This window comes from Lentzea sp. HUAS12 (genome assembly GCF_024125735.1).
Classification (GTDB): domain Bacteria; phylum Actinomycetota; class Actinomycetes; order Mycobacteriales; family Pseudonocardiaceae; genus Lentzea; species Lentzea albida.
Genome location: NZ_CP099738.1, coordinates 3,970,340 through 3,992,225 on the forward strand (window position 1 = coordinate 3,970,340; position 21,886 = coordinate 3,992,225).

26 protein-coding genes and 1 pseudogene are annotated in these 21,886 nt (G+C 70.4%); 12 read left to right on the plus strand and 15 right to left on the minus strand.

Annotated elements, in window-relative coordinates:
* The first annotated feature begins 58 nt into the window (after nt 1-58).
* From ND450_RS17345 to ND450_RS17355, 3 genes are read left to right on the plus strand one after another with little or no spacing between them, the layout of a single operon-like run.
* Nucleotides 59-718, plus strand: a complete 660-nt coding sequence (locus tag ND450_RS17345; RefSeq protein ID WP_253327140.1) for a response regulator transcription factor — start codon at nt 59-61, stop codon at nt 716-718.
* Nucleotides 719-2,023: a HAMP domain-containing sensor histidine kinase gene (locus ND450_RS17350; RefSeq protein ID WP_253327141.1), complete on the plus strand. Its 1,305-nt coding sequence runs from the start codon at nt 719-721 to the stop codon at nt 2,021-2,023.
* Nucleotides 2,020-2,883: a TAXI family TRAP transporter solute-binding subunit gene (locus tag ND450_RS17355; RefSeq protein WP_253327142.1), complete on the plus strand. Its 864-nt coding sequence runs from the start codon at nt 2,020-2,022 to the stop codon at nt 2,881-2,883. Before ND450_RS17350 ends, ND450_RS17355 begins: the two co-directional genes overlap by 4 nt.
* Nucleotides 2,884-2,896: 13 nt before the next feature.
* Here the strand turns inward: ND450_RS17355 and ND450_RS17360 are convergent, their stop codons facing one another.
* The gene (locus tag ND450_RS17360; protein WP_253327143.1) at nt 2,897-4,102 is read right to left on the minus strand and encodes a transposase; all 1,206 of its coding nucleotides are present in this window, start codon (nt 4,100-4,102) and stop codon (nt 2,897-2,899) included.
* A 38-nt stretch (nt 4,103-4,140) separates the two neighbouring features.
* On the opposite strand from ND450_RS17360, the gene ND450_RS17365 reads away from it, so the two are divergent.
* Entirely contained in the window at nt 4,141-4,674 is a 534-nt protein-coding gene (locus tag ND450_RS17365) for a dihydrofolate reductase family protein (RefSeq protein ID WP_253327144.1), read from the plus strand.
* Here ND450_RS17365 and ND450_RS17370 read toward each other — a convergent pair.
* The 5 genes from ND450_RS17370 to ND450_RS17390 all read right to left on the minus strand — a co-directional run bounded on the left by ND450_RS17370 (nt 4,659) and on the right by ND450_RS17390 (nt 8,884).
* The gene (locus tag ND450_RS17370; protein WP_089912200.1) at nt 4,659-5,624 is read right to left on the minus strand and encodes a VWA domain-containing protein; all 966 of its coding nucleotides are present in this window, start codon (nt 5,622-5,624) and stop codon (nt 4,659-4,661) included. The genes ND450_RS17365 and ND450_RS17370 overlap by 16 nt on opposite strands.
* The gene (locus ND450_RS17375; RefSeq protein WP_253327940.1) at nt 5,621-6,502 is read right to left on the minus strand and encodes a DUF58 domain-containing protein; all 882 of its coding nucleotides are present in this window, start codon (nt 6,500-6,502) and stop codon (nt 5,621-5,623) included. Before ND450_RS17375 ends, ND450_RS17370 begins: the two co-directional genes overlap by 4 nt.
* A 59-nt stretch (nt 6,503-6,561) precedes the next feature.
* On the minus strand, nt 6,562-7,611 hold the full coding sequence (locus tag ND450_RS17380) for a MoxR family ATPase (protein ID WP_089912206.1): 1,050 nt from the start codon (nt 7,609-7,611) through the stop codon (nt 6,562-6,564).
* A gap of 62 nt (nt 7,612-7,673) precedes the next feature.
* Nucleotides 7,674-8,204 carry a molybdenum cofactor guanylyltransferase gene (locus tag ND450_RS17385; protein WP_253327145.1) on the minus strand — a complete coding sequence of 177 codons (531 nt, stop codon included), beginning with the start codon at nt 8,202-8,204 and terminating at the stop codon, nt 7,674-7,676.
* On the minus strand, nt 8,201-8,884 hold the full coding sequence (locus tag ND450_RS17390; RefSeq protein ID WP_253327146.1) for a TetR/AcrR family transcriptional regulator: 684 nt from the start codon (nt 8,882-8,884) through the stop codon (nt 8,201-8,203). The genes ND450_RS17385 and ND450_RS17390 overlap by 4 nt, the downstream gene beginning before the upstream one ends.
* Nucleotides 8,885-8,963: 79 nt before the next feature.
* Between ND450_RS17390 and ND450_RS17395 the strand changes: the two genes are divergently transcribed.
* Entirely contained in the window at nt 8,964-9,872 is a 909-nt protein-coding gene (locus ND450_RS17395) for an ATP-binding cassette domain-containing protein (RefSeq protein WP_253327147.1), read from the plus strand.
* Complete coding sequence (locus tag ND450_RS17400; RefSeq protein WP_253327148.1) at nt 9,869-10,612, plus strand: ABC transporter permease; 744 nt, start codon at nt 9,869-9,871, stop codon at nt 10,610-10,612. Before ND450_RS17395 ends, ND450_RS17400 begins: the two co-directional genes overlap by 4 nt.
* On the opposite strand, the gene ND450_RS17405 is transcribed toward ND450_RS17400, so the two are convergent.
* The gene (locus ND450_RS17405) at nt 10,599-11,471 is read right to left on the minus strand and encodes an oxidoreductase (protein ID WP_371927724.1); all 873 of its coding nucleotides are present in this window, start codon (nt 11,469-11,471) and stop codon (nt 10,599-10,601) included. The two genes, ND450_RS17400 and ND450_RS17405, sit on opposite strands and share 14 nt — an antisense overlap.
* A 26-nt stretch (nt 11,472-11,497) precedes the next feature.
* On the opposite strand from ND450_RS17405, the gene ND450_RS17410 reads away from it, so the two are divergent.
* Complete coding sequence (locus tag ND450_RS17410; RefSeq protein ID WP_253327149.1) at nt 11,498-11,839, plus strand: DUF2203 domain-containing protein; 342 nt, start codon at nt 11,498-11,500, stop codon at nt 11,837-11,839.
* Here ND450_RS17410 and ND450_RS17415 read toward each other — a convergent pair.
* Nucleotides 11,836-12,729, minus strand: a complete 894-nt coding sequence (locus ND450_RS17415; protein ID WP_253327150.1) for a hypothetical protein — start codon at nt 12,727-12,729, stop codon at nt 11,836-11,838. The genes ND450_RS17410 and ND450_RS17415 overlap by 4 nt on opposite strands.
* Nucleotides 12,730-12,819: 90 nt before the next feature.
* Between ND450_RS17415 and ND450_RS17420 the strand changes: the two genes are divergently transcribed.
* From ND450_RS17420 to ND450_RS17430, 3 genes are all read left to right on the plus strand, one after another.
* Nucleotides 12,820-13,368, plus strand: coding sequence for a cysteine hydrolase family protein (locus tag ND450_RS17420; RefSeq protein ID WP_253327151.1), 549 nt, complete (start codon nt 12,820-12,822; stop codon nt 13,366-13,368).
* Nucleotides 13,365-14,267 carry a GlxA family transcriptional regulator gene (locus tag ND450_RS17425; protein ID WP_253327152.1) on the plus strand — a complete coding sequence of 301 codons (903 nt, stop codon included), beginning with the start codon at nt 13,365-13,367 and terminating at the stop codon, nt 14,265-14,267. The genes ND450_RS17420 and ND450_RS17425 overlap by 4 nt, the downstream gene beginning before the upstream one ends.
* Before the next feature lie 74 nt (nt 14,268-14,341).
* The gene (locus ND450_RS17430; RefSeq protein WP_253327153.1) at nt 14,342-14,899 is read left to right on the plus strand and encodes a cysteine hydrolase family protein; all 558 of its coding nucleotides are present in this window, start codon (nt 14,342-14,344) and stop codon (nt 14,897-14,899) included.
* Here ND450_RS17430 and ND450_RS17435 read toward each other — a convergent pair.
* From ND450_RS17435 to ND450_RS17445, 3 genes are read right to left on the minus strand one after another with little or no spacing between them, the layout of a single operon-like run.
* Nucleotides 14,886-15,275, minus strand: coding sequence for a hypothetical protein (locus ND450_RS17435; RefSeq protein ID WP_253327154.1), 390 nt, complete (start codon nt 15,273-15,275; stop codon nt 14,886-14,888). The genes ND450_RS17430 and ND450_RS17435 overlap by 14 nt on opposite strands.
* Nucleotides 15,272-15,913 carry an NAD(P)H-binding protein gene (locus ND450_RS17440; RefSeq protein WP_253327155.1) on the minus strand — a complete coding sequence of 214 codons (642 nt, stop codon included), beginning with the start codon at nt 15,911-15,913 and terminating at the stop codon, nt 15,272-15,274. The genes ND450_RS17435 and ND450_RS17440 overlap by 4 nt, the downstream gene beginning before the upstream one ends.
* The gene (locus ND450_RS17445) at nt 15,910-16,464 is read right to left on the minus strand and encodes a TetR/AcrR family transcriptional regulator (protein ID WP_253327156.1); all 555 of its coding nucleotides are present in this window, start codon (nt 16,462-16,464) and stop codon (nt 15,910-15,912) included. The genes ND450_RS17440 and ND450_RS17445 overlap by 4 nt, the downstream gene beginning before the upstream one ends.
* A 61-nt stretch (nt 16,465-16,525) precedes the next feature.
* Between ND450_RS17445 and ND450_RS46065 the strand changes: the two are divergent.
* Nucleotides 16,526-16,985 (plus strand): annotated as a pseudogene (locus ND450_RS46065) (GNAT family N-acetyltransferase).
* Here ND450_RS46065 and ND450_RS17455 read toward each other — a convergent pair.
* Both ND450_RS17455 and ND450_RS17460 read right to left on the minus strand, forming a co-directional pair.
* The gene (locus ND450_RS17455; RefSeq protein WP_253327158.1) at nt 16,957-18,270 is read right to left on the minus strand and encodes an NlpC/P60 family protein; all 1,314 of its coding nucleotides are present in this window, start codon (nt 18,268-18,270) and stop codon (nt 16,957-16,959) included. The pseudogene ND450_RS46065 and the gene ND450_RS17455 sit on opposite strands and share 29 nt — an antisense overlap.
* 162 nt (nt 18,271-18,432) lie before the next feature.
* Entirely contained in the window at nt 18,433-18,894 is a 462-nt protein-coding gene (locus tag ND450_RS17460) for a cupin domain-containing protein (protein ID WP_253327159.1), read from the minus strand.
* Between the two features lie 85 nt (nt 18,895-18,979).
* Here ND450_RS17460 and ND450_RS17465 point away from each other — a divergent pair, with 85 nt between their 5' ends.
* On the plus strand, nt 18,980-19,549 hold the full coding sequence (locus tag ND450_RS17465; protein WP_253327160.1) for a TetR/AcrR family transcriptional regulator: 570 nt from the start codon (nt 18,980-18,982) through the stop codon (nt 19,547-19,549).
* Here the strand turns inward: ND450_RS17465 and ND450_RS17470 are convergent.
* Together ND450_RS17470 and ND450_RS17475 are read right to left on the minus strand one after the other, a co-directional pair.
* Nucleotides 19,542-21,056, minus strand: coding sequence for a class I adenylate-forming enzyme family protein (locus ND450_RS17470; RefSeq protein ID WP_253327161.1), 1,515 nt, complete (start codon nt 21,054-21,056; stop codon nt 19,542-19,544). The two genes, ND450_RS17465 and ND450_RS17470, sit on opposite strands and share 8 nt — an antisense overlap.
* Nucleotides 21,057-21,065: 9 nt before the next feature.
* The gene (locus ND450_RS17475) at nt 21,066-21,875 is read right to left on the minus strand and encodes a Sir2 family NAD-dependent protein deacetylase (protein WP_253327162.1); all 810 of its coding nucleotides are present in this window, start codon (nt 21,873-21,875) and stop codon (nt 21,066-21,068) included.
* Nucleotides 21,876-21,886 lie beyond the last annotated feature (11 nt).

Here is a 21,886-nt window from a genome sequence, read left to right on the forward strand (position 1 = left end):
AGTCGCTTAAGCGCCTCGGAACGCCCCGGAAACGACCGTCATGACCGATACTGCTCGCATGCGGGTGCTGTTGGTCGAAGACGACGACGGTGTCGCGAACGCCCTGGTGGAGGCACTGCGGGCGAACGGGCACCGGCCCTCCCGCGTGCGCAGGGGCGCCGACGCGCTGATCGCCCACCGCGACGCCGACGTGGTGCTGCTCGACCTCGGCCTGCCCGACCAGGACGGACTGGAGGTGTTGCGCAAGCTCCGCAAGATCGACCCGGTGCCCGTGCTCGTGCTGACGGCGCGCGGTGACGAGCGGACGGTCGTCAGGGGCCTCAGGCTCGGTGCGGACGACTACCTGGTGAAGCCGGTGCGGCTGGCCGAGCTCCTCGCCCGCATCGACGCGGTGGCCCGGCGCAGTGCGGCGCGCCGGCAGGAGCCCGGTGACGTGGTCCGGGTGTCCGATGTGGAGATCGACCTGCAGAGCCGTCAGGTGCTGGTCGGCGGCAGGCAGATCTCGTTGACCACCAAGGAGTTCGACGTGCTGGCGGTGCTCGCGAAGCGGCCCGGCACCGCGGTGAGCCGGCAGCAGTTGATGGACGAGGTGTGGGGCAACGCGTTCGTGGCGGTGTCGCGGACGCTCGACGTGCACCTCACGCAGTTGCGCGCCAAGCTGGACCGGCCGGGGCTGCTGCACACGATCCGCGGTTTCGGCTACCGGCTCGGTGAATAGATGCGGCAACGGCTTCTGTTGGTGTTGCTGCTGTTCTCGCTCTCGGCCGTCACGGCGTTCGCGTTCCCGTTGCTGATGAGCACGGCCTCGGAGCGCACCCAGCAGTTCGTGATCAGCCGGACCGCCGACCTCGACCGGTTCGCGACGCTGCCCAGCGACGTCGTGGCGTCCGAGGCCGAGCGGTACGCCGAGGTATACGGCGAGGAGATCGTGGTCGTCGACGCGGCCGGCACGCCGATCGTCGAGTCGGGCATGACGGCGGACGACGTGTCCGCGCAGATCGACGCCGCGCTGCGCAACCAGCCCGCGAAGCAGGTGCCGACCGTGCTGCCGTGGAGCGGTGGTGACGTCCTGTTCGCGCGGCCTGTCGGCATCGGCACGAAGGTCGCGGGAGCGGTGGTGCTCAGGGCCTCCACTCGGGTCGCCGCGCTCGACGTGGCGCGGCGGTGGGCGATCGTGCTGGCCGGGGCGTTGCTGGCGGCGTGCGCGTGCGTGCTGCTCGCGCTCGTCGTGTCGCGGTGGCTGCTCAGGCCGCTCAAAGAACTCGACCGGGGTGTGCGGGCGGTCGCGGAGGGGCAGCGGCGCACGCACGTCGCCGACACCGCCGGACCGGCCGAGCTGCGCGCGTTGTCGGAGTCGTTCAACCGCATGTCCGACGCCGTCGCCGAGGCCGCCGACCAGCAACGACGACTGATCGCCGACGCCTCGCACCAGCTGCGCAACCCCATGGCGGCGCTGCGGCTGCGGGTCGACATGCTGCCGTCCAACGGCTCGCTGCTGACCGAGGTCGAACGCCTGGAGTCGCTGCTCGACGGGCTCCTGGCGCTGGCCTCGGCCGAGAGCACCGCCACCGAACGTGCCGCGGGCGGTGTCGAACCGGAACTCGCCGACCTGCAGGTCGTGGCGCACGACCGCGTCGACGCGTGGCGGGCGGCGGCTCAGGCCGAGGGCGTCACGATCACCGTCGACGACCGCGCACCCGGTCTCGTGCAGTGCGCGGTGTCGGACCTGGCACAGGTGCTGGACGTGCTGCTGGACAACGCCATCAGGTACGGCGCCACCCACGTCGAGGTGATCTGCGACCGCGCCACCCTGACCGTGCGGGACAACGGACCAGGTCTGTCCAAAAAGGACATCAAGCACGCCACCGAACGGTTCTGGCGCGGCGACGACTCGCGGCGCGGAACGGGCCTCGGACTGGCGATCGCCGAGAGGATCGTCACCGCGCACGACGGAGAACTGACCCTGCACACCGACGGCGGCCTGGTCGCGACGGTCGAACTGCCGAAGGAGCCGCTGCTGTGAGACGCAGAACGTTCCTCCTCGGCGCCCTGGCCCTCACCGCGTGCGGCACCAGCGAGCCCTCCGGAACCATCCGCATCGCGGGCGGCGAACCCGGCGGCTTCTACAACGACTTCGCCGCCCTCCTCTCCCGCCTGGCCCCGAGCCCGCTGACCATCACCCCGGTCGAAACAGGCGGCAGCGCCGACAACCTCAAGCACCTCCGCGAGGGCACCGCGGACATCGGTCTCTCCCTCAGCGACAGCGCCCACATGGAACCCGGCCTGGTCGCGCTGGGCCGCGTCTACGAGAACTACTTGCAACTCGTGGTCCTGAAGGACTCGCCCTACACGACAGCGGCGGACCTCGTCGGCAGACCGGTGTCCCTGGGCGCCGACGGCTCCGGCGCCGCGCTGCAGGGCAGCAGGCTCGCACTCGGCGTCCAGGAGCAGCACTACCCGCTGCGCAACGCCGTGGACGCCCTGAAAGCGGGCGAGATCGCCGCCCTGCTGTGGTCCGGCGGCGTGCCGACCCCGGAGCTCGACCGGGCGAGCGGCATCAGACTCCTCCCGCTGGACGGTTTCCTGCCGAGGCTGCGGCAGGACTACGGCAAGGTCTACGAACGCGTGGACGTCCGCATGGGCGTCTACGGCTCCCCCGTCGACGTCCCCACGATCGGCACGCCGAACCTCATCGTGTGCCGGCCGGACCTCCGCGCCGAGTACGCGGGCGCGGTGGTGCGGCTGCTCGTGGGCCGGGCGGCGGAACTGGTGCCGGAGCAGGCGCTCGGCACCCAGTACCTCGACGTGCGGAGCCTGATCGACACGGGCAAGGTGCCGTTGCACCCCGGTGCGGCGGCGGAATACCGGAGGCTCCACGGTTGACTTCTCCCTCCGTTCACGAGGGAATCCGGAGCTCACGCTCCGGCGTTTTCTGCTTCGTCGCGGACAGCCCGCCCGGAGTGCTCCGTTGAGGTCTTACGCCTGCTCCACAGACCGTCACCGCCAGCCCGGCGGCCAAGATGTTGCGTGCCGCGTTCACATCGCGGTCATGCCTGGCTCCACAACCGCAGCCCCACTCACGCACGTGCAACGGCATCGTCGCGGCGATCACACCGCAGGCAGAACACCGCTTGGAGGAAGGAAACCACCGATCCAACACGACCAGGTCCCGCCCGTACCACGCTGCCTTGTACTCCAGCAGCTGCCGGAACTGTCGCCAGCCCGCGTCGCTGATGGCACGAGCCAGGTTCTGGTTGCGAACCATGTTGGACACGGCCAAGTCCTCGATCACGAGCGTTTGGTTCTCACGCACGAGCCGAGTGGTGATCTTGTGCAGATGGTCGGACCGCCGATCACTGATCCGAGCGTGGATCCTCGCAACGCGAAGGCGCGCCTTGACCCGGTTGCTGCCGCCAGGTTGCTTGCGAGAAAGGCACCGCTGAGCTCTGGCCAGCACCAGCCTGTCGCGTCGCTCGTGCTGCGGATTGGGGATCTTCTCTCCGTTGGACAACACCAGCAGATGGTTGATACCCACGTCGATGCCCACCACCGAGTTGCTGGGTGGAAGCGGCCTTACCCGAGGATCCTCACAGAACAGCGAGATGAACCAACGTCCGGCCGAGTCGCGCGACACGGTGGCCGTCGAGAGCGACACGCCATCCGGCAGCGGCCGCGACCAGCGGATGTCCAATGGTTCGGACATCTTCGCCAGCGTGAGGCGACCATCCCGCCAGCGGAAAGCCGAACGCGTGTACTCGGCCGACGCACGCGACCGCTTCTTCGACTTGAATCGCGGATAGGCAGAGCGCTTGTCCCAGAAGTTGGAGAACGCGATCTGCAGATGCCTCAATGTCTGCTGCAGCGGAGCGCAGGAGACTTCGCCGAGGAACGCGAGTTCATCTGTCTGCTTCCAGGCGGTGAGCATCGCGGAAGTCGCACAGTAGCCGAGTCGTTCCCGATGCTGACTCCACGCATCCGAGCGGGCCTGCAACGCAAGGTTGTAAACCTTGCGAACACAACCGAATGTCCGCGAGAGTTCTGCCGCCTGCACTGCGGTTGGGTAGAAGCGGTACTTGAACGCCCGCTTCACGTGACCGGCCACACCACAACCCTAGCCACCGAACACGATCGAGGAACCCCATGATCAGCACGATGGCGTCGGTCTCGCTGGACGGGTTCTTCGAGGGCCCGGACCACGACATCGACTGGCACCACATGAGCGACGAGCTGCACGGCCACATCAACGCCGAGCTCGCGAAGTTCGCCACGTTCGTGAACGGCCGCCGCAACCACGAGCTGATGCTCGGCGCGTGGCCGCACGCCGAGGACCACCCCGAGTGGCCGCAGGCGATGCGCGACTTCGCCCCGATCTGGCGCGACGCCCGCAAGATCGTCTACTCGCGCACGAAGCGGTTCACCGACTGGAACACCGAGACGCGCACCGAGGTCGACCCCGACGAGATCAGACGACTGCGGGGCGACGTCATGGTCGGCGGCAACGAGTTGCTGCAGACGTTCTTCGAGCACGACCTCGTCGACGAGGTCCGCCTCTACCTCAACCCGGTCGCCATCGGGGCGGGCACGCCGTTCTTCCACAAGCCGAACGCCCTGGCGCTCAAGAGCACCAGGGCGTTCGGCAACGGGGTGGTGGAGCTGATCTACGGTAGGCGCTGACCGAGCAGCAGAGCGGCGGCGGCCGCGAACATCGCCGTCAGCGTGCCGAGCAGCAGCCACGGCTTCGACGCGTCCGCCTGCTTCTTCTCGTACCCGATCTGCTCGCCGAGCGTGTCGTACACACGACGGAGTTCCTCGGCCGAGGCGGCCTTGAAGAACTCTCCGCCGGAGATCTTCGCGATCTCCTTCATCGAGTCGTCGTCGACGGGCACGGACTGTTGCCGGCCCTCGATGTCGACCACGCCGTCCTCGGTGCCGAACGAGATCGTGGAGATCGGGATGCCGGCCTTCTTCGCGTCCTCGGCCGCGTCGAACGCCTTGCGGGTGCCGACGGTCTCCTTGCCGTCCGTCATCAGCACGATGCGGGCGGGCGGTGGGCCCTCGGCGCCTCCGACGACCTTGCCGAACGAGTCGATCGACGCCATCGCGGCCACGAGCGCGTCACCGGTCGCGGTCGACTGGGCGAGCTTGAGCCCGTCGATCGACTGGCTGACGGCGGTGCGGTCCGTCGTCGGCGCGACCAGCACGGTGGCCGAGCCGGCGAACGAGATCAGGCCCAGGTTGATGCCCGGGGTGAGGCCCTCGGCGAACGACTTGGCGGCCACCTGCGCGGCTTCGAGGCGGGAGGGCTTGACGTCGGTGGCCTTCATCGACAGCGACACGTCGACCACCAGCATCACGGTCGCCCGGTTGCGCGGGACGCGCTGCTCGGCCGTCGGGCCGGCCAGCGCCACCGTCAGCAGCGCCAGTGCCGCGAGCAGGAACGCCGCCGGGACGTGCCGCGACCAGCGTTCCCGCTTGGGCGCGACCTTCTCCAGCAGCTCCAGGTTCGTGAACCGCAGCACGCGCTTGCGCCGCACCCGCTGCACGAACACGTACGCGGCGGCGAGCGCCACGACGGCCACGAGCAGCAGGAACCACCACGGGGCGACGAAGTTCGAGAAGCTCATGCGACACCCCCGGACCAGCGGCGCTTGCGCGCCACCACGAAACGAACCGTGTCCGCGATCCAGTCCGAGTCGGTGCGCAGCACCAGGTGCCCGGCGCCGGCGCGGCGCAGCCCCGCCGCCACCTCGGCCCGGTGTTCGGCGGCCGCGGCGTTGAACTCCTTGCGCAGCAACGCGGACGCGGTCACCTCGCGCTGCCGCCCGCTCTCCGGGTCGGACAGCACGACGGTGCCCACCTCGGGCAGGTCGACGTCACGCGGGTCGACGACCTCGATCGCCACGATGTCGTGGCGGGCGGACAGCGCGCGCAGCGGCCGCTGCCACTCCATGCCACCGAGGAAGTCGGAGATCACCACGATCAGGCCGCGCCGGCGCGGCGGGCGGCGCAGTTGTTCGAGCAACGCCGCCAGGTCTCCGCGCGTGCCCTCGGGCGCACGGTCGATCTCGGCGATCTTGCGGATCATGCCGCGCGCGTGCGCGAGGCCGCCGCGGGCCGGGATGCGGACGTTCTCCGCGCCCGTGGACACGGCGGCGCCGATGCGGTTGCCGCCGCCGCGCGTCAGGTGCGCGACCGCGGCCGTCGCGGCGATGGCCAGGTCGCGCTTCTCGCAGGCGGCGGTGCCGAAGTCGAGCGACGGCGACAGGTCGATGGCGACCCACGTCTCCAGCTCGCGGTCGGCGACCGTCTCGCGGATGTGCGGGATCGTCGTGCGCGCCGTGACCGCCCAGTCCATCCGGCGCACGTCGTCACCGGGCTGGTAGGTGCGCGCCTCGCCCGGCTCGGTGCCCGGTCCCGGCACGAGACCGAGGTGGTTGCCCTGCAGCAGGCCGTCCAGGCGGCGCCGGACGTCGAGCTCGAGCATGCGCAGCGCGGCCTCCATGCGGACGCCGCGCAGCACGGGCGGCGCCCACGAAGGGCGCTCCTCGGCCTTCTCGCGGCTCACTGCCTACCAGCCGGAACCGGCTGCTGCGGACGGGCCGACACCTGCGGCAACGGCACGATCTGCAGCACGCGGGTGATGATGTGGTCGATCGGCACGCCGTCGGCCAGCGCGTCGTACGAGAGCACCAGGCGGTGGCGCAGCACGTCGGGCACGACGTCCACGACGTCCTGCGGCAGCACGTAGTCACGGCCGCGGACCAGCGCGAGGCCGCGCGCGGCGGCGATGATGCCGAGCGACGCACGCGGCGAGGCGCCGTAGGCGACCCAGCCGGCGACGTCGGTGAGGCCGTGCTCGGCCGGCGCGCGGGTCGCGATCACCAGGCGCACCACGTAGTCGACGAGTGCGTGGTGGACGAAGACGCGCGACGCCACGCCCTGCAGGCGCACCAGTTCCTCGGGCGAGAGGACCTGGTTCGGCGTGGGCGCCTCGACGCCCATGCGGTAGACGATCTCGCGCTCTTCCTCGGCGGTCGGGTACTCGACCTGGATCTTGAACAGGAACCGGTCGCGCTGCGCCTCGGGCAGCGGGTACACGCCCTCGTTCTCGATCGGGTTCTGCGTCGCCAGCACGAGGAACGGGTTCGGCATCGGGAAGGTCCTGCCGCCGATGGACACGTGCCGCTCGGCCATGACCTCCAGCATCGCCGACTGCACCTTGGCGGGCGCGCGGTTGATCTCGTCGGCGAGCACGAAGTTCGCGACGACGGGGCCGAGCTCGACGTCGAACGCCTCGCTCGACTGGCGGTAGATGCGGGTGCCGAGGATGTCGGCGGGCACCAGGTCGGGGGTGAACTGCACGCGGCTGAACGAGCCGCCGACCACGCGGGCGAACGTCTCGACGGCGAGCGTCTTCGCGACACCCGGCACGCCTTCGAGCAGCAGGTGGCCCTTGGCCAGCAGACCCACGAGCATCCGCTCGACGAGCCGGTCCTGGCCGACGATCACCCGCTTCACCTCGAACACGGTGCGTTCGAGCAGCTGGGCGTCACGAGCCGGGGTGACGGGCGCCGATGCGTTCGGCGTTGCCTCGGCGGCGGGCTCGGTCACGTGCGGGCCTCCATGCAGAACAGGGTTTTACCGATCGTGGAACAGTCTTCCCCCTCCGCTGTTCAACCGCTGTGAAGGGTGTCCAGGTCGGCGGGCGTGTCGACGTCCTGCGCCTCACCGGGCAAAGCGGACACTTCGACGGGGTCGAGCTGCAGCAGAGTCTTGCGCAGGGGCAGGTTCCGCGGATCATCGGGTAGCGCGTCGCGCAGCTGGGCGGCGTTCCAGAACCCGATCAGCCACTGCACTCGGTCGTCCTTCAGCACGGCGTTGCGGCCGGTCGCCCGCAGCCGCGCGATCGTGTCCTTCGTGAGCCCGGGCTGGTCGACGGCGAGCACCACGACCCAGTCCTCGGTGACCTTCGCGAGCCCCGCGGCCAGTCCGGCGAGCGGCCCGCCTCCCGGCGGGTCCTCGCGCGCCCACACCACGCCGGGGAGGTCCTTCTCCGGCCCGACGACGACCTTCCGCGCCGCGTCGTCCACAACGGACAGCACGTGGTCGAGCAGAGTCGAGTCCCGATAGGACAGTGCGGCCTTGTCGACGCCGCCGAGCCGTTCCCCCTTGCCGCCGGTCAGGACGATCACCGCATAGGTCATGCCCGGCTCCCGAGGTGCGCGGCGACGCCTTCGAGGAACAGGTGCAGGCCGAAGTCGAACTCCGCGGCCATGTCGTCGGCGTCGACGAGGTTGTCCACGTCGAACACGCCCGACGCGACGATCTTCGCGAGCGCGGGCATCCTGCGCGGGTCGACGGTCTCGCGCAGCCGCTGCGCGTACTGGCGGCTGAACTGGGCCGGGTCGTTCTCGAACCCCTGCGTCAGCGCGACGCTCAGCCACGCCTCGCCGTGCACGAACGTCATCAGGCTCATCACCACGCCGACCTTCTCCGCCGGCTCGAGCGGTGTGTCGTCGAGGGCACCGAGCGCGCTGTCGAACCAGGCGAGGCTCCGCGGGCCGCTCGGCGGGCCGCCCAGGGGGATCTGCATGAACCAGGGGCGCCTGCGGATGCCCGCGAGCAGCGCCTTCGCCCAGACCTCGAACTTGTCGCGCCACCCGCCGTCCGGGAGCGCGGGCGGGTCCTCGAACGCGGCGTCGGCCATCAGCGCGAGCAGTTCGTCCTTGCTCTTCACGTGGCGGTAGAGGGCCATCGTCGCGTTGCCCATCTCCTGGGCGACGCGCGCCATTGACACGGCGGTGAGTCCCTCGGCGTCCGCGATCGCGATGGCGGCCCGAGTGATGTCGGCGGCGTCGATCGTCGGTTTGCGCCCCCTTTTCATGCCCCCTAGTCAAACAGATGCGTATGCCATACGCTAATTTGGGTTTTGCGTATGAGATACGCATAAAAAAGGGGGTTCGATGATCGTCGAGACAGAGGGTCTGACGAAGAGCTACGGGGCGAAGACCGTGCTGAACGGCCTGGACCTGGAGGTCGCGGAGGGGTCCGTGCTCGCGTTGCTCGGGCCGAACGGCGCGGGCAAGACCACCACGATCCGCATCCTGAGCACGCTGACCAGGCCCGGCGGCGGGGTGGCACGGGTGTGCGGGTTCGACGTGGTGCGGGAGGCGGCCGCCGTGCGCGGCGTGATCAGCCTGACCGGGCAGTACGCGGCGGTGGACGAGGAGCAGACCGGGCGCGAGAACCTGGTCATGATCGGCCGCCTGCGCGGATCCACCAGGCCGGCGGCTCGCTCGCGGGCCCTCGACCTGCTGGAGCGGTTCGACCTCACCGAGGCGGCGGACCGGCGGGTGCGCACCTACTCCGGCGGCATGCGGCGGCGCCTCGATCTGGCGATGAGCCTGGTCGCCCGGCCGCGGTTGCTGTTCCTGGACGAGCCGACCACGGGCCTCGACCCGGTCAGCCGCACGACGATGTGGGACGCGATCGGCGACCTGGTGCGCGACGGCGTGACGATCTTCCTCACGACCCAGTACCTGGAGGAGGCCGACCGCCTGGCCGACCGGATCCTCATGCTGCACCGCGGAGGCGTCGTCGCGGACGGCACCGCGGACGCGTTGAAGAACTCGGTCGGCGGCACCCGCCTCGACCTGGTGCTGGCGAGCGCGCAGGACGCGGTGCGCGCCGCGGCCGTCGTCGGCGGGCTGGTCGGCGGGGCAGAACTGAGCCTGCCGTCCGACGGCAGCGCCGTGCACCTGCACCGCGTGCTGGACGACCTCCGCACGGCACACGTGGACGTGGTGCGGGTGTCCGCGCACCGCCCGACCCTGGACGACGTCTTCGAGGCCCTGACGAGGGCAGCCGCATGACCGCTTCGCTGACGATGGTGGGCCGGAGCATCCGCCTGAGCCGCCGCAACCTCGACTCCGTGGTCATGGCGATCGTCCTGCCGGTGATGATGATGTCGTTGTTCGTGTACGTCTTCGGCGGCGCCATCAGCGCGGTCGACTCCTACGTGAACTACGTCGTGCCCGGAATCCTCGTGCTGTGCACCGGTTACGGCGCCACGTCCACCGCGATGTCCGTGGCCGACGACATGAAGAAGGGCGTGGTCGACCGGTTCCGCTCGATGCCGATCAGCGGGTTCGCGGTGCTGACCGGTCACGTCGTCGCCTCGCTCGCCCGCAACGCCCTCGCGACGACCGCCGTCGTGCTGGTCGCGATGCTGATGGGCTTCCGGCCTACGGCGTCGCCGGGTTCCTGGGTCCTGGCGATGGGCCTGCTGGCGCTCTACGTGTTCGCGCTGTCGTGGCTCGCCGCGGGCATCGGCGTGATCGCCAAGTCCGTCGAGTCGGCGAGCCTCCTCGGGTTCTTCATGTTGTTCATCCCGTACCTGAGCAGCGCGTTCGTGCCGGTGGCGACGATGCCCGCGTTCCTGCGGGTGATCAGCGAGCACCAGCCCATCACGCCGGTCATCGAGACCGTGCGGGCCCTGCTGAACGACCAGGCCGTCACGTCGGGGTGGCTCGCCCTGGCGTGGTCGGGCGGGCTGCTGGTGGTCGCGTTCGGCTGGGCCACCTGGTTGTTCGGCCGGATCAGCCGTCGTTGAGGTGCGCGGCGTCGAGGCGGGTCAGCTCCTCGGGGGTGAGCCGGATGTCGCCCGCCTCGACGTTCTGCCGCAGGTGTCCCGGATCGCCCGTGCCGGGGATGACCAGCACGTGCGGGCCGCGCGCCAGCGTCCACGCCAGGCGGATCTGCGCGGGTGAGGCGCCACGGGCGTGCGCGATCCCGGTGACCTCGTCGTCCCGCACCGACGTGCCGGCCTCCCGGTTCGCGCCGGCGAGCGCGAAGAACGGCACGAACGCGATGCCGCGTTCGCCGCAGACGCCGAGGAAGTCGTCCTGCTCCGGGTGGTGCCCGAGCCCGTAGGAGTTCTGCACGCACACGACCTCGGCGATCCGCTGTGCCTGGTCCAGGTGGTGCGGCCGGACGTTGGACAGGCCGAGGTGCCGCACCAGCCCGGCCCGCTGGAGTTCTGCCAGCGCCCCGAAGTGCGCGCTGACGTCGTCCAGCCCGCTCACCCGCAGGTTGACGACGTCGAGGTGGTCGCGGCCGAGCTGGCGCAGGTTCTCCTCGACCTGGCCCCGCAGCTGCTCCGGCGTCGCGAGCGGCAGCCACTCCCCCTGCGGCGTGCGGCTCGGACCGACCTTCGTGACGATCACCAGGTCGTCCGGGTACGGCGCGAGCGCGCTGTTGATCAGCTCGTTCGCCGACCGGGTGGCGGAGAAGTAGAAGGCGGCCGTGTCGACGTGGTTCACCCCGAGCTCGACGGCCTCGCGCAACACCGCGATCGCCTGCGCGCGGTCACGCGGTTCGGCACCGCGGTCGAACGCCGTGCCCCGCTGGGGCAGCCGCATGGCGCCGAACCCGATCCGCCGCACGGTGAGGTCACCCAGTCGCCACGTCACTCCGTCCACTGTGCCAGCCTGTCGTCGTGGGACTGTTCACGCTCGACGAGGCCCGGACCGAACTCGCGCGGCTGCTGCCCGCGCTGGACGAGATCGTGCGCCTGCGCGCCGACGCCGCCGAACTGGCCGTCGGCCGCTCGTCGCTCGGCGGGCTGCCGGAGTTCAAGGCCGCGCAGGCCCGGCTGGACGAGCTGATGGAGTCCGTGCAGCAGACCGGGGCGGAGCTGAAGGGCTTCGCGCCGCTGCTCGTGGACTTCCCGTCGGAGATCGACGGTGTGCCGGTGCTGCTGTGCTGGCTCGAAGGTGACCGCGAGCTCTCCTGGTACCACCGGACCGATCTGGGCTTCGCGGGCCGCCGGCCTCTTTAGGGAGCCAGGAAACCGGCGATCAGCAGCACGCTCACGAGCCCCGCGATCAGCCCGAACGCCACCAGGTACCGCCTCGCGGTGGTCCGGCCGGGCATGCGGAGCAGGATGATCCCCGCGGCCACCGTCAGCACGCCCGCGATCGGCGTGAGGGCGCGCCACGCCTTGTCCCACGTGAACGGCAGGTAGTCGTCCGCGCCGTAGAGCGACAGGATCAGCGCGGGCAGGCCGAGTCCGGCGGCGGCCGCGGCGGCGAGCGTGTTGAACCGTTGCTGCGCCTCGCCTTCCTGCGCGACGGCGAACGTGGAGACGCTGCTGAGCAACGCCTGCAGCCGCGTGACCTCGTCGCCGAGCCCGGCGTCCATGGCCTCGCAGTGCCGCATGACCACCGTCGTGAACCGCCCCTCGCGCACGGCCTCCTGGGCCACGTCCCGCGCGCGGCTGACCGCCATCGACAGCTCGACGAGCTGCGCCATGAGCATGCGCAGGGCGGTGTTCTTGCGCTGTGCCAGCAGGTCGGCGATCTGGCGTTCCATCTCGTACCGCAGGCCGCGCAGGTCCGCGACGGTGTTCCTGGACCCCTCCGCGAGGGCCTTGGCGATCGTGAGCGCCTTCTCGCGCTCCTCGATCCGGTGGGCGGGCTCGGCGAGGGTTCCGGTCAGGTCCTCGGGGGACCAGGTGCTCTGGCGCCAGCCCTGCTCGTCGCTCCACGCCGCCCGGATCACGACCTCGACGCGGTCCCCGTCCGTGCGCGCCTCGCCCACGAGGATCTTGCGGTGCTCGCCGGAGGTGATCCGCAGGAACGGCACCGCCGCGCCACCCAGGCGGCCTTCTCCGAGGGTGACCTCCGCGCCCAGGTCCGGGTCCGCGGGATCGCCCGCCAGGATGCGCATGTCCGTGATCTTCGCACGGTGACCGGATCCGTCCGTTCGTCGGCCGGGCCGTGCCTGTTCCGCCGGGGTGCGGCCCACGAGGCTGGAGGCATGAAGCGAGCATTGATCGTGATCGACGTGCAGGAGTCGTTCCGGCAGCGGCCGAACTGGGCCGAGGTGTCCGACCCCGACGTGGTCGGCAAGGTGAACCAGCTCGTCGACCTGACCCGCGACGCCGGTGACCTGGTGGTGTGGGTCCTGCACTCCGAGCCCGGCTCCGGCGACGTGTTCGACCCCGCGCTCGGGCACGTGCGGCTGATGGACGGCCTCAAGCCGCTCGACGACGAGCCCGTGCTGACCAAGACCGCGCACAACGCGTTCACCACCACGAACCTGCAGCAGACGCTCACCCAGCGCGGTGTGCGGGAGCTGCTGATCAGCGGCATCCGCACCGAACAGTGCTGCGAGACGACCACGCGGGTCGGGTCGGACCTCGGGTTCGACATGACCTTCGTGACCGACGCGACCGCCACCACGCCGTTGCCGCACTGGCGCACCGGGAAGGTGCTCGGTGTCGAGGAGGTCATCGAGCGGACGGAGTACGTGCTGGCCGGTCGCTTCGCGCGGATCTCGGATGTCGCTACGCTGACCGGATCGTGACCAGAGTCGTCTTCCTGCTCGTACCGGGAGTGCACCTGCTCGACCTCGCGGGGCCGGCGCAGGTGTTCTCCAGCGCGGCCGACCTCGTGGGCGGGTACGCGCTGGCGTACGTGGGCGACACCGAGACCGTGCGCAGTCATCAGGGCGTGCCGCTGGGCGCGTCGACGGACCTGCCCTCTCTCGATGTCGACGATCTCGTGTTCGTGCCGGGATGGCGGTCGCCGAAGATCGTGGGCACCGGCCACCTGAGCGACCGCGCGTTGGCCTGGCTGCGCGCACATCACGACAACGGTGGCACGGTCGCGAGTGTGTGTGCGGGCGCGGATGCGTTGGGACGAGCCGGATTGCTCGACGGACGCCGATGCACCACGCACCACGAGTTGCAGGAGGAGCTCGAACGACGCTACCCCGCCGCACAGGTCGTGCACGACGTCTTGTTCGTGGAGGACAACAGGGTGGTGACGTCCGCTGGCATCGCGAGCGGCATCGACCTCGCGTTGCACCTCGTCGCCGTGCGCCATGGCCCCGCTGTCGCCGCCGCGATCGCACGCACGATGGTCGTCTACGCGCGTCGGAACGGCGACGACCAGCAGTCGAGTGTGCTGCTGCGGCACCGCTCGCACATCAACGAGACGGTGCACCGCATTCAGGACGTGATCGAGTCACGTCTCACCGACCGCCTCTCACTGGCCGAACTCGCCGTGCACGCCGGTTGCAGCGAACGGACCGTGACGCGGTTGTTCGGCCGTGCGACGGGCATGACGCCGTTGAAGTACCAGCAGGCGCTGCGCGTCGAACGGGCCGAACACCTGATCGGTCAAGGCGCCACGGTCGAGTCCGCCGCCCGCACCGTCGGCTTCGAGGACGCCCGCATGCTGCGCCGGCTGCGTTCGCGCTGAGCCGCACGCGTGCGGCCGTCCACAGTCGACGGAACACCCTTGCACGTCACCGCGAGCGGCCTAAGCTGGGCCGGGTGACCACTCTGGCGAACCGCCCCAACACCGCGTTGCTCGTGATCGACGTGCAGAACGGCGTGGTGAACCACGCCCACAACCGCGACGAGGTCGTCGCCAACGTCGCCACCCTCGTCGACAAGGCGCGCGCGGCCGGCGTCGACGTCGTCTGGGTGCAGCACAGCAACCCCGAGCACATGCCGAAGGAGTCCGACGGCTGGCAGTTCGTGCCAGAGCTCAAGCTCGCCGACGGGGAACCGGTGGTGCACAAGACCTACGCCGACTCGTTCGAGGCGACCGACCTCGAGGAAGTGCTGGCGGGCAAGGGGATCGGCAGCCTCGTCGTGTCCGGCGCGCAGACCGACGAGTGCATCCGCTCGACCCTGCACGGCGCCATCGCGCGCGGCTACGACGCCCGGCTCGTGAGCGACGCGCACACCACCGAGGACCTGTCGGAGTGGGGCGCTCCCACGCCGGACAAGGTCATCGCGCACACGAACCTGTACTGGGAGAACCACACGGCGCCGGGCCGCACCGCGGGCGTCGTGAAGACCGAGGACGCCTTCAAGCCCGCGTGACGAGGTGCCTGCTCGGCAGGTAGTCGATCTTCCAGTCCTCGTACACGCCGGCCAGCCCGCACTCCAGGCACCGCAGCCCGACGGTCAGCCAGCGCACCTCACCGTCCGGCAGGCACGACGACCCGAGCGCGGCGGCGAAGTCCTCGCCGCCGCACGTGCACTCGCACTCCTCCGCGTCGTCTTCGTCCCAGTGCTCGTCGGAGTCGCCGATGAACTCCCCGAGGCCGCACGCGAGACACGTCCGGCGCACGGCCTGGTCCTCGGTCATCTGCACCGTGAACGACTTCCCGCCGCACCCACCGCACACGGACTCGACGACGTGCGTGACCTCGTAGCCTTCGTCCTGGTAGGCGCGGATCGCCTCGTCGAGCGTCATCCCGCCACCCGGTTGATCTCGTCGCTGCGCAGCACCCGGTCGGCGTGCGCGCCCTTGGCCAGCGCCACCATCGCACGGCCGAGCAGTTCGGTGGTCGTGACCATCTTCGGCGCCACCCGGCGCAGCACCGGGAAGAGCCAGGAGGACCACGAGTAGAGGTAGCGGTAGATGCGGGTGCGCGACGTGATCCCGTGCAGCGGCTGGATGAAACCGGGCCGCACCACGAACACCGGCCGGTCGAGCGCCAGCAGCTCGTTCTCCGTGCGTCCCTTGACCCGCGCCCACATCGTCTTGCTGTCCGCGTCAGCACCCTCACCCGACACGTACACATAGGTGCCGCCGACGATCCGTGCCGCCTCAAGTGCGTAGTCGTGCGTCACGGGCGTGTACTCGGCCTCGGTGAGACCCGCGGACGTCACGCCCATGCAGTAGAAGCACGCGTCGGCGTCGGCCAGGTCCGCCGCGATCGGCGACAGGTCACCGAAGTCGGCGTGCACCACGTGCCGCAGCTTCGGGTCGGTCGCGGCCGACGGAGAACGCCCCACCGTCACCACCGAGTCCACCTCGGCGTCGAGCAGTGCCTCGCGCAACGCCCCCTGGCCCACCATTCCGGACGCACCGAAAATCACGATCTTCACGGCGCCAAACTAGCCCTCAGCGCCGCGGTGACGCGCTCGCCGTCCCCGGTCGCGAGCAGGTCGAGCAACGCGCCCCGCAGCACCGCGAGCTCCCGCGTGCGCGACACCAGCCCGGCAGCGGTCTCGCGCACCTCCTCGGGCTGACCGGCTTTCAGCACCTCCAGCCAGTCCTCCACGGTCGCGCGCGCGAAGCCCGCCCACGGCCCGTCCGGCTTCACAAGAGAGCGTGCGTAGGCCTCCAGCCACAACGTCAGCAACGGCCGATGCGCCGACAGCCAGTCACACAGCCGCGCCACCACGCCGGACCCGGTGCCGATGTCGGCGAGCAACGCCAGTTCGTCGGCACGCGCCCGCGCCGGCAATGCCCTGACCAGGCCTTCCTTGCTGCCGAACAGGTAGAGCAGCACACGCGTGCTCGAACCGATGGCCGCTGCCAGCGGCCTCAGCGACACGTCGGCCAGGCCGTGGGTGAGCACGTACCGGTAGGCGGCTTCGAGGAACTCGGTCTCGCGGGCGGACGGCATGGCGCTGTTCTCGCATTGCTGAAACACTCGTGTCAGTGGAGGACGGCATGGGATCCGACCCCTCGGCCTGCCCGGTGAACTGGGCTGGGTGGTCCAGGCGCACGGCGAGCTCTACGCGTCCGAGTTCGGCTGGGACACCTCGTTCGAGGCGCTGGTCGCCAAGATCGTCGGCGATTTCGCGACCGAGCACGATCCCGCGAGAGAGGGTGCGTGGATCGCCGACCTCGACGGCCAACGCGTCGGATGCGTGCTCTGCGTCCGTGAGGACGACACGACCGCGAAGCTGCGCGTGCTGCTCGTGCACCCGGACGCACGGTGCGGGCAACGAGCTCGTCAGCACGTGCGTCGAGTTCGCGCGGAAGGCCGGCTACGCACGCATGGTGCTGTGGACGGTCGCCGGCCTCGCGTCAGCCCGGAAGATCTACGAGGCGCACGGGTTCGAGCTCGTCGAGGAGACGCCCCAGCACGGGTTCGGCCACGACGTGACCGGCCAGCTCTGGGCACGCGACCTCGGAGAGCTCACAGCATCCGCGTCACGTACGGCATGATGCCGCCGTACCGCACAGGCGAAATCCGCACCACAGCACCGGAATGCGGCGCTTCCACCATCATCCCGCCGCCCAGGTACAGCGCCACGTGCGTGCCACCGCCCGGTCCCCAGAAGATCATGTCGCCGGGGGCCATCTGCGACAGCGGCACCTTGCGGCCGGAGTTGTACTGGTAGCCGCTGTAGTGCGGCAGGTACACGCCGGCACCGGCGAAGGCGTACATCATCAGGCCCGAGCAGTCGAAGCCGATCTTGCGGTAGTCGCCGAACGAGTCGGCCACGCCACCGTCGCGCACGCCGTAGGTCGGGCCGTTGTAGTTGCCGCCACCCCAGGCGTAGATGACACCGCGCTGGGCCAGCGCCCGGTTGATCACGGTCTGCACGCGGTTGCCGGACGGCGCGGGCGCCGACGCGACCGGGCGGGGTGCCTGGGCCTGCGGCTTGGGAGCCGCGGCGGCAGCGGCCGCGGCGGCGGCACGACGGGCGTTCTCCTCGTCCTCGCGCCTCTTGGCCTCGGTCCACTGGTCGTACTGCTGGCGCTGGGCCTCGAGCCCGCCGACCGCGCTGCGGGCCGCGGCCAGCTCGCGTTCGACGGCGTCCTTGTCGGACTGCAGCGCCTCGGTCGCCGCGGCCTGCGCCGAGTGCGCCTCCACGGCGGCCTGCTGGGCCTGCTCGGCGACCTTCTTGGCCTCGTCCGCGGCGGCCTGCTTCTCCTCGGCCTTCTTCAGCGCGGCACGGGCGGCGGCGTCGAGGTTCGCGGCGGTGCCCTGGTCGCGGGTGACCTGCTCGAGCCGGTTCAGGCTGGACGCCGACACCGCCTCCAGCATCTGGGCGCGAGCCAGCAGGTCCTCCGGCGACTTGGCGCCGATGTAGGCGGAGAACGACCCGACGGTGGTGCCCTGTGCGTAGGAGGCGGCGGCGAAGTCGTCCAGCTCCTTGCGGCTCTTCTCGACGGCGGCGGTGGCCGCGTCGGCCTCGACCCGCGCGTTCGCGGCGTCCCTGCGGGCGGCCTCGGCCTCGGAGATCGCGGTCTCCAGGTCGACGCGGGACTTGTTCGCGAGCTCGCGCTTGTACGAGACCTCGTCCACCAACTCCTGCAGGCGCGACTCGGCCTGCGTGAGCCTGCCGGTCAGCTCGCCGACGCGGGCCGCCTTCGCGTCCGCTTCGGCGCGGGACGCCGAGATCTCCGCGTCACTGGGGTTCGGCGGAGGCGGCGGCACGGCGGCGGCCGTCCCCGTGAGGACGGCCGTCATCAACACCACCACGGCGCAGAGTCGTGTCAACACGGGGCATCACCTCCGACCGAATTAGACCAATCAGACTCATCCGGCGCATCTGGAACTCACGCACCGTCAACCACACGTGTCACAGTGGAACACGGTCGGTGGTCCTTTTGGGACGATCGGAGTGCTGGCGTGTCGCCGGTATGGACGAACGCCGGACCGCGTCTACGGCGCGAAGTCGGTGGACGGCTCGGTGGCGTACTTCTCCCAGATCGGCGTCATGGTCTCGCGGTTCATCGGCTGACCGGACTCGACCATGGCCTTGAGGTCGCGGAAGTACTGCACGTACAGGTCCGGCGTGAAGGTGTTCAGCATGACCACCGGGTCGTCACCGCGGTTGGCGAAGGTGTGCGGTGCGCCCGGCGGGACCAGGACCCACGTGCCGGCTTCGGCGTCGTGCTCGTCCTGCCCCACGGTGAACCGCACGGTGCCCGACAGGACGTAGAAGCCTTCGTCGTGCTGCGCGTGCCGGTGCTGGGGAGGACCGGGGGTGTGCGGGGGGATGACCAGTTCGGCGAATCCCAGGCGATGAGCGGTGTTGCCGCCGTCCTCGAGGATCCGGATCGACGACGGTCCGTGGGAGATGAGCTCGCCCTCACCGGGGCGGACGATCGACACAGCGGCCACGACGGGACCTCCTGATTGTGATTTCAGCTTGTGCAATCACCCTAGACCGGTGACTGCACATCGTGCAATCAGTAGGCTCTCCGGCATGCCGCGATGGAAACCGGACGCAGTCGAGCGCCTGCAGGCCGCCGCTCTGGACCTGTTCGACGAGCAGGGTTTCGAGCGCACGACCGTCGCCGAGATCGCCCAGCGGGCAGAACTCACCCAGCGCACGTTCTTCAACCACTTCCCGGACAAGCGGGAGGTGCTGTTCGAGATGAGCTCGAAGCTCCAGCAGGAGGTCGTCGGCGAGATCGAGGCCGCCGACCACGCCCTGGAGCCGCTGGACGCCGTCATGCGCGCGTTGGAGGTCGTCGCCGAGAAGTTGCTCGAGAGCCGCCGTGCCGTCGTGGTGCGCCGTTATGCCGTGATCGCGGCCAACCGCGAGTTGCAGGAGCGCGAGCTCGGCAAGCACGCCGTGCTCACCGAGTCCATCGCGGCCGCGCTCACCGCGCGCGGCTGCGATCCCGCGACGGCGTTCCTCGCCGCCGGCGCCGCCATGCTCGCGCAGCAGGCGGCGTTCCAGCGGTGGACACGGCCGGGCGAAACCCGGACGTTGCGCGATCTCCTGCCTGAGGCGGTGCGCGCCCTGCGCACGACCGTCGGGGTCAGTTGACGCCCCGGTCCCGGCCCGCCCAGTACGGCTCGCGCAGCTTGAACTTCTGGATCTTGCCGGTCGCCGTGCGCGGGATCGAGTCGCGGAACTCGATCGACGTCGGCGCCTTGTACCCGGCGAGCTTCTCCTTGCAGTGCGCGATCAGCTCGGCCTCGGTCGCCTCGCCGGAGAGCACGACGAGCGCCTTGATCGTTTCACCCCACTTCTCGTGGGGCACTCCGATCACCGCGACCTCGGCGACGGCCGGGTGCGAGAACAGGCAGTCCTCGACCTCGATGGACGAGACGTTCTCGCCTCCGGTGATGATCACGTCCTTCTTGCGGTCCGAGATCGTCAGGTAGCCCTGGTCGTCGAAGTGGCCGCCGTCGCCGGTGTGGAACCAGCCGTCCCCGAGGGCGTCCGCCGTGGACTCCGGGTTGTCCCAGTAGCCCTCCATGACCACGTTCGAGCGCGCGAGCACCTCGCCCGTGTCGGAGATCTTCAGCCGGGCGCCCAGCGCCGGCGCGCCCGCCCGTGACTGCAGCTTGGCCTTCTCCTCGCCCTCCGGCCCCGGCTGGGCGCGGTTGAAGGTGAGCAGCGGCGCCGTCTCGGTCAGGCCGTAGATCTGCAGGAACTCCCAGCCGAGCTCCTCGGTGACGCGCTGGATCGTGCGCGACGGAGGCGGCGCGCCCGCGCACACGATCCGCACGCGGTCACGGCCGGGGATCTCGCCGTCCCACGTCTGCGCGGCGTCCAGCACCGCGTTCCACACGGCCGGTGCGCCGCACATGAGCGTGACGCCGTGGTCGCGCACACGGCGCAGGATCTCGGCACCGTCCACCTTGCGCAGCACCACCTGGGGCACGCCGAGGCCCGTGAGCCCGAACGGCATCCCCCAGCCGTTGCAGTGAAACATCGGCAGCACGTGCATGTAAACGTCGCCCTCCCACGCACGCGTGTGCATGGCGAACGTGACGGCGTTGAGCCAGATGTTGCGGTGCGTCAGCTGCACGCCCTTGGGCCGCGCCGTCGTCCCGGACGTGTAGTTGATGGTCGCGGTCGCGTCCTCCGAGGGCGCGCTCCACGGCCGTGGCTCCACATCGAACCGAAGCAGCGACTCCGACTCCTCGCCGAGCGTGAACCGGTGGCGCGCCACGACGTCGTCCAGTTGCAGCTCCGGGTCGACGAACAACGCCGACGCGCCGCTGTGCTCGACGATGTACTTCACCTCGTCGGGGCGCAGGCGGAAGTTCACCGGCACGCAGACCCGTCCGCTGCCGGGCAGCGCGTGCAGCAGCTCGAGCATCCGCGCGGAGTTGTGGCTGACGACGGCGACCCGTTCGCCCTCACCGACGCCCAGCGCGTCGAACCCCGCCTGCCACGCGCGCACGCGGGTGGCCATCTCCGCGTACGTCGTCGTCGTGACCGGCTTCGCGGGCTGGTCCGGCTCGTCGATCGTCGCCGTGGTCGCCGCGAACGCGAACGACGCCCGGTCCAGGAAGTCCGTGGTGATCAGCGGTACGCGCATGGACCGACACTACGACCAGGTGCTCGGATCTCCCCAGGACGAGAACGTCCCTCCCCCGGATGGAGGAACGGAGCTGAGGTCGGGGAGCACGTCACCGACGGGTTCGTGCAGCACAACGGCCGCCACGTCGTCGTACGGCGTCGGTTCGGCGTTGCAGATGATGACCTCGGCACCCGCTCGGGCGGCCAGCGGCACGAGGCCCGCGGCGGGCTGCACCGACAGCGACGTTCCCGCCACCAGCAGCACGTCGCAGTCCAGGGCGGCGAGGCGGGCGCGGCGCAGCACCTCGGCGTCGAGGTGCTGCCCGAACGAGATCGTGGCGGACTTGAGGATCCCCCGGCAGCGCAGGCAGTCCGGGTCCTCCTCGCCCTCGGCCACGCGCTTGAGCGCGTCCCTCATCGGGCCGGTGGCGCCGCAGCCGAGGCACACGGTCGTGTGCAGCGTGCCGTGGACCTCCAGCACGCGGTGCGGGTCGGAGCCCGCCTTCTGGTGCAGGCCGTCGATGTTCTGCGTGATCACGGTGCGCAACCGCCCGGACCGTTCCAGTTCCACCAGCGCCCTGTGCGCGGCGTTCGGCTGGGCGGTCCACACGGGACTGGTCAGTTTCGTATGCCAGGAAAGCCTGCGCGCCACGGGATCGGAGGCGTAGACCTCCAGCGACGAGCCGCGTCCGGCGTCCGCGTCCCGCGTCCACGGCCCGTCGGGGTCGCGGTAGTCCGGGATGCCCGAGTCCGTGGAGACCCCGGCGCCGGTCAGCACCGTGATCCGGTGGGCGGACGCGACCAGCGCGCGTGCCGCTGTGCACGCCTGGGAGGCCATCGGTTCACACT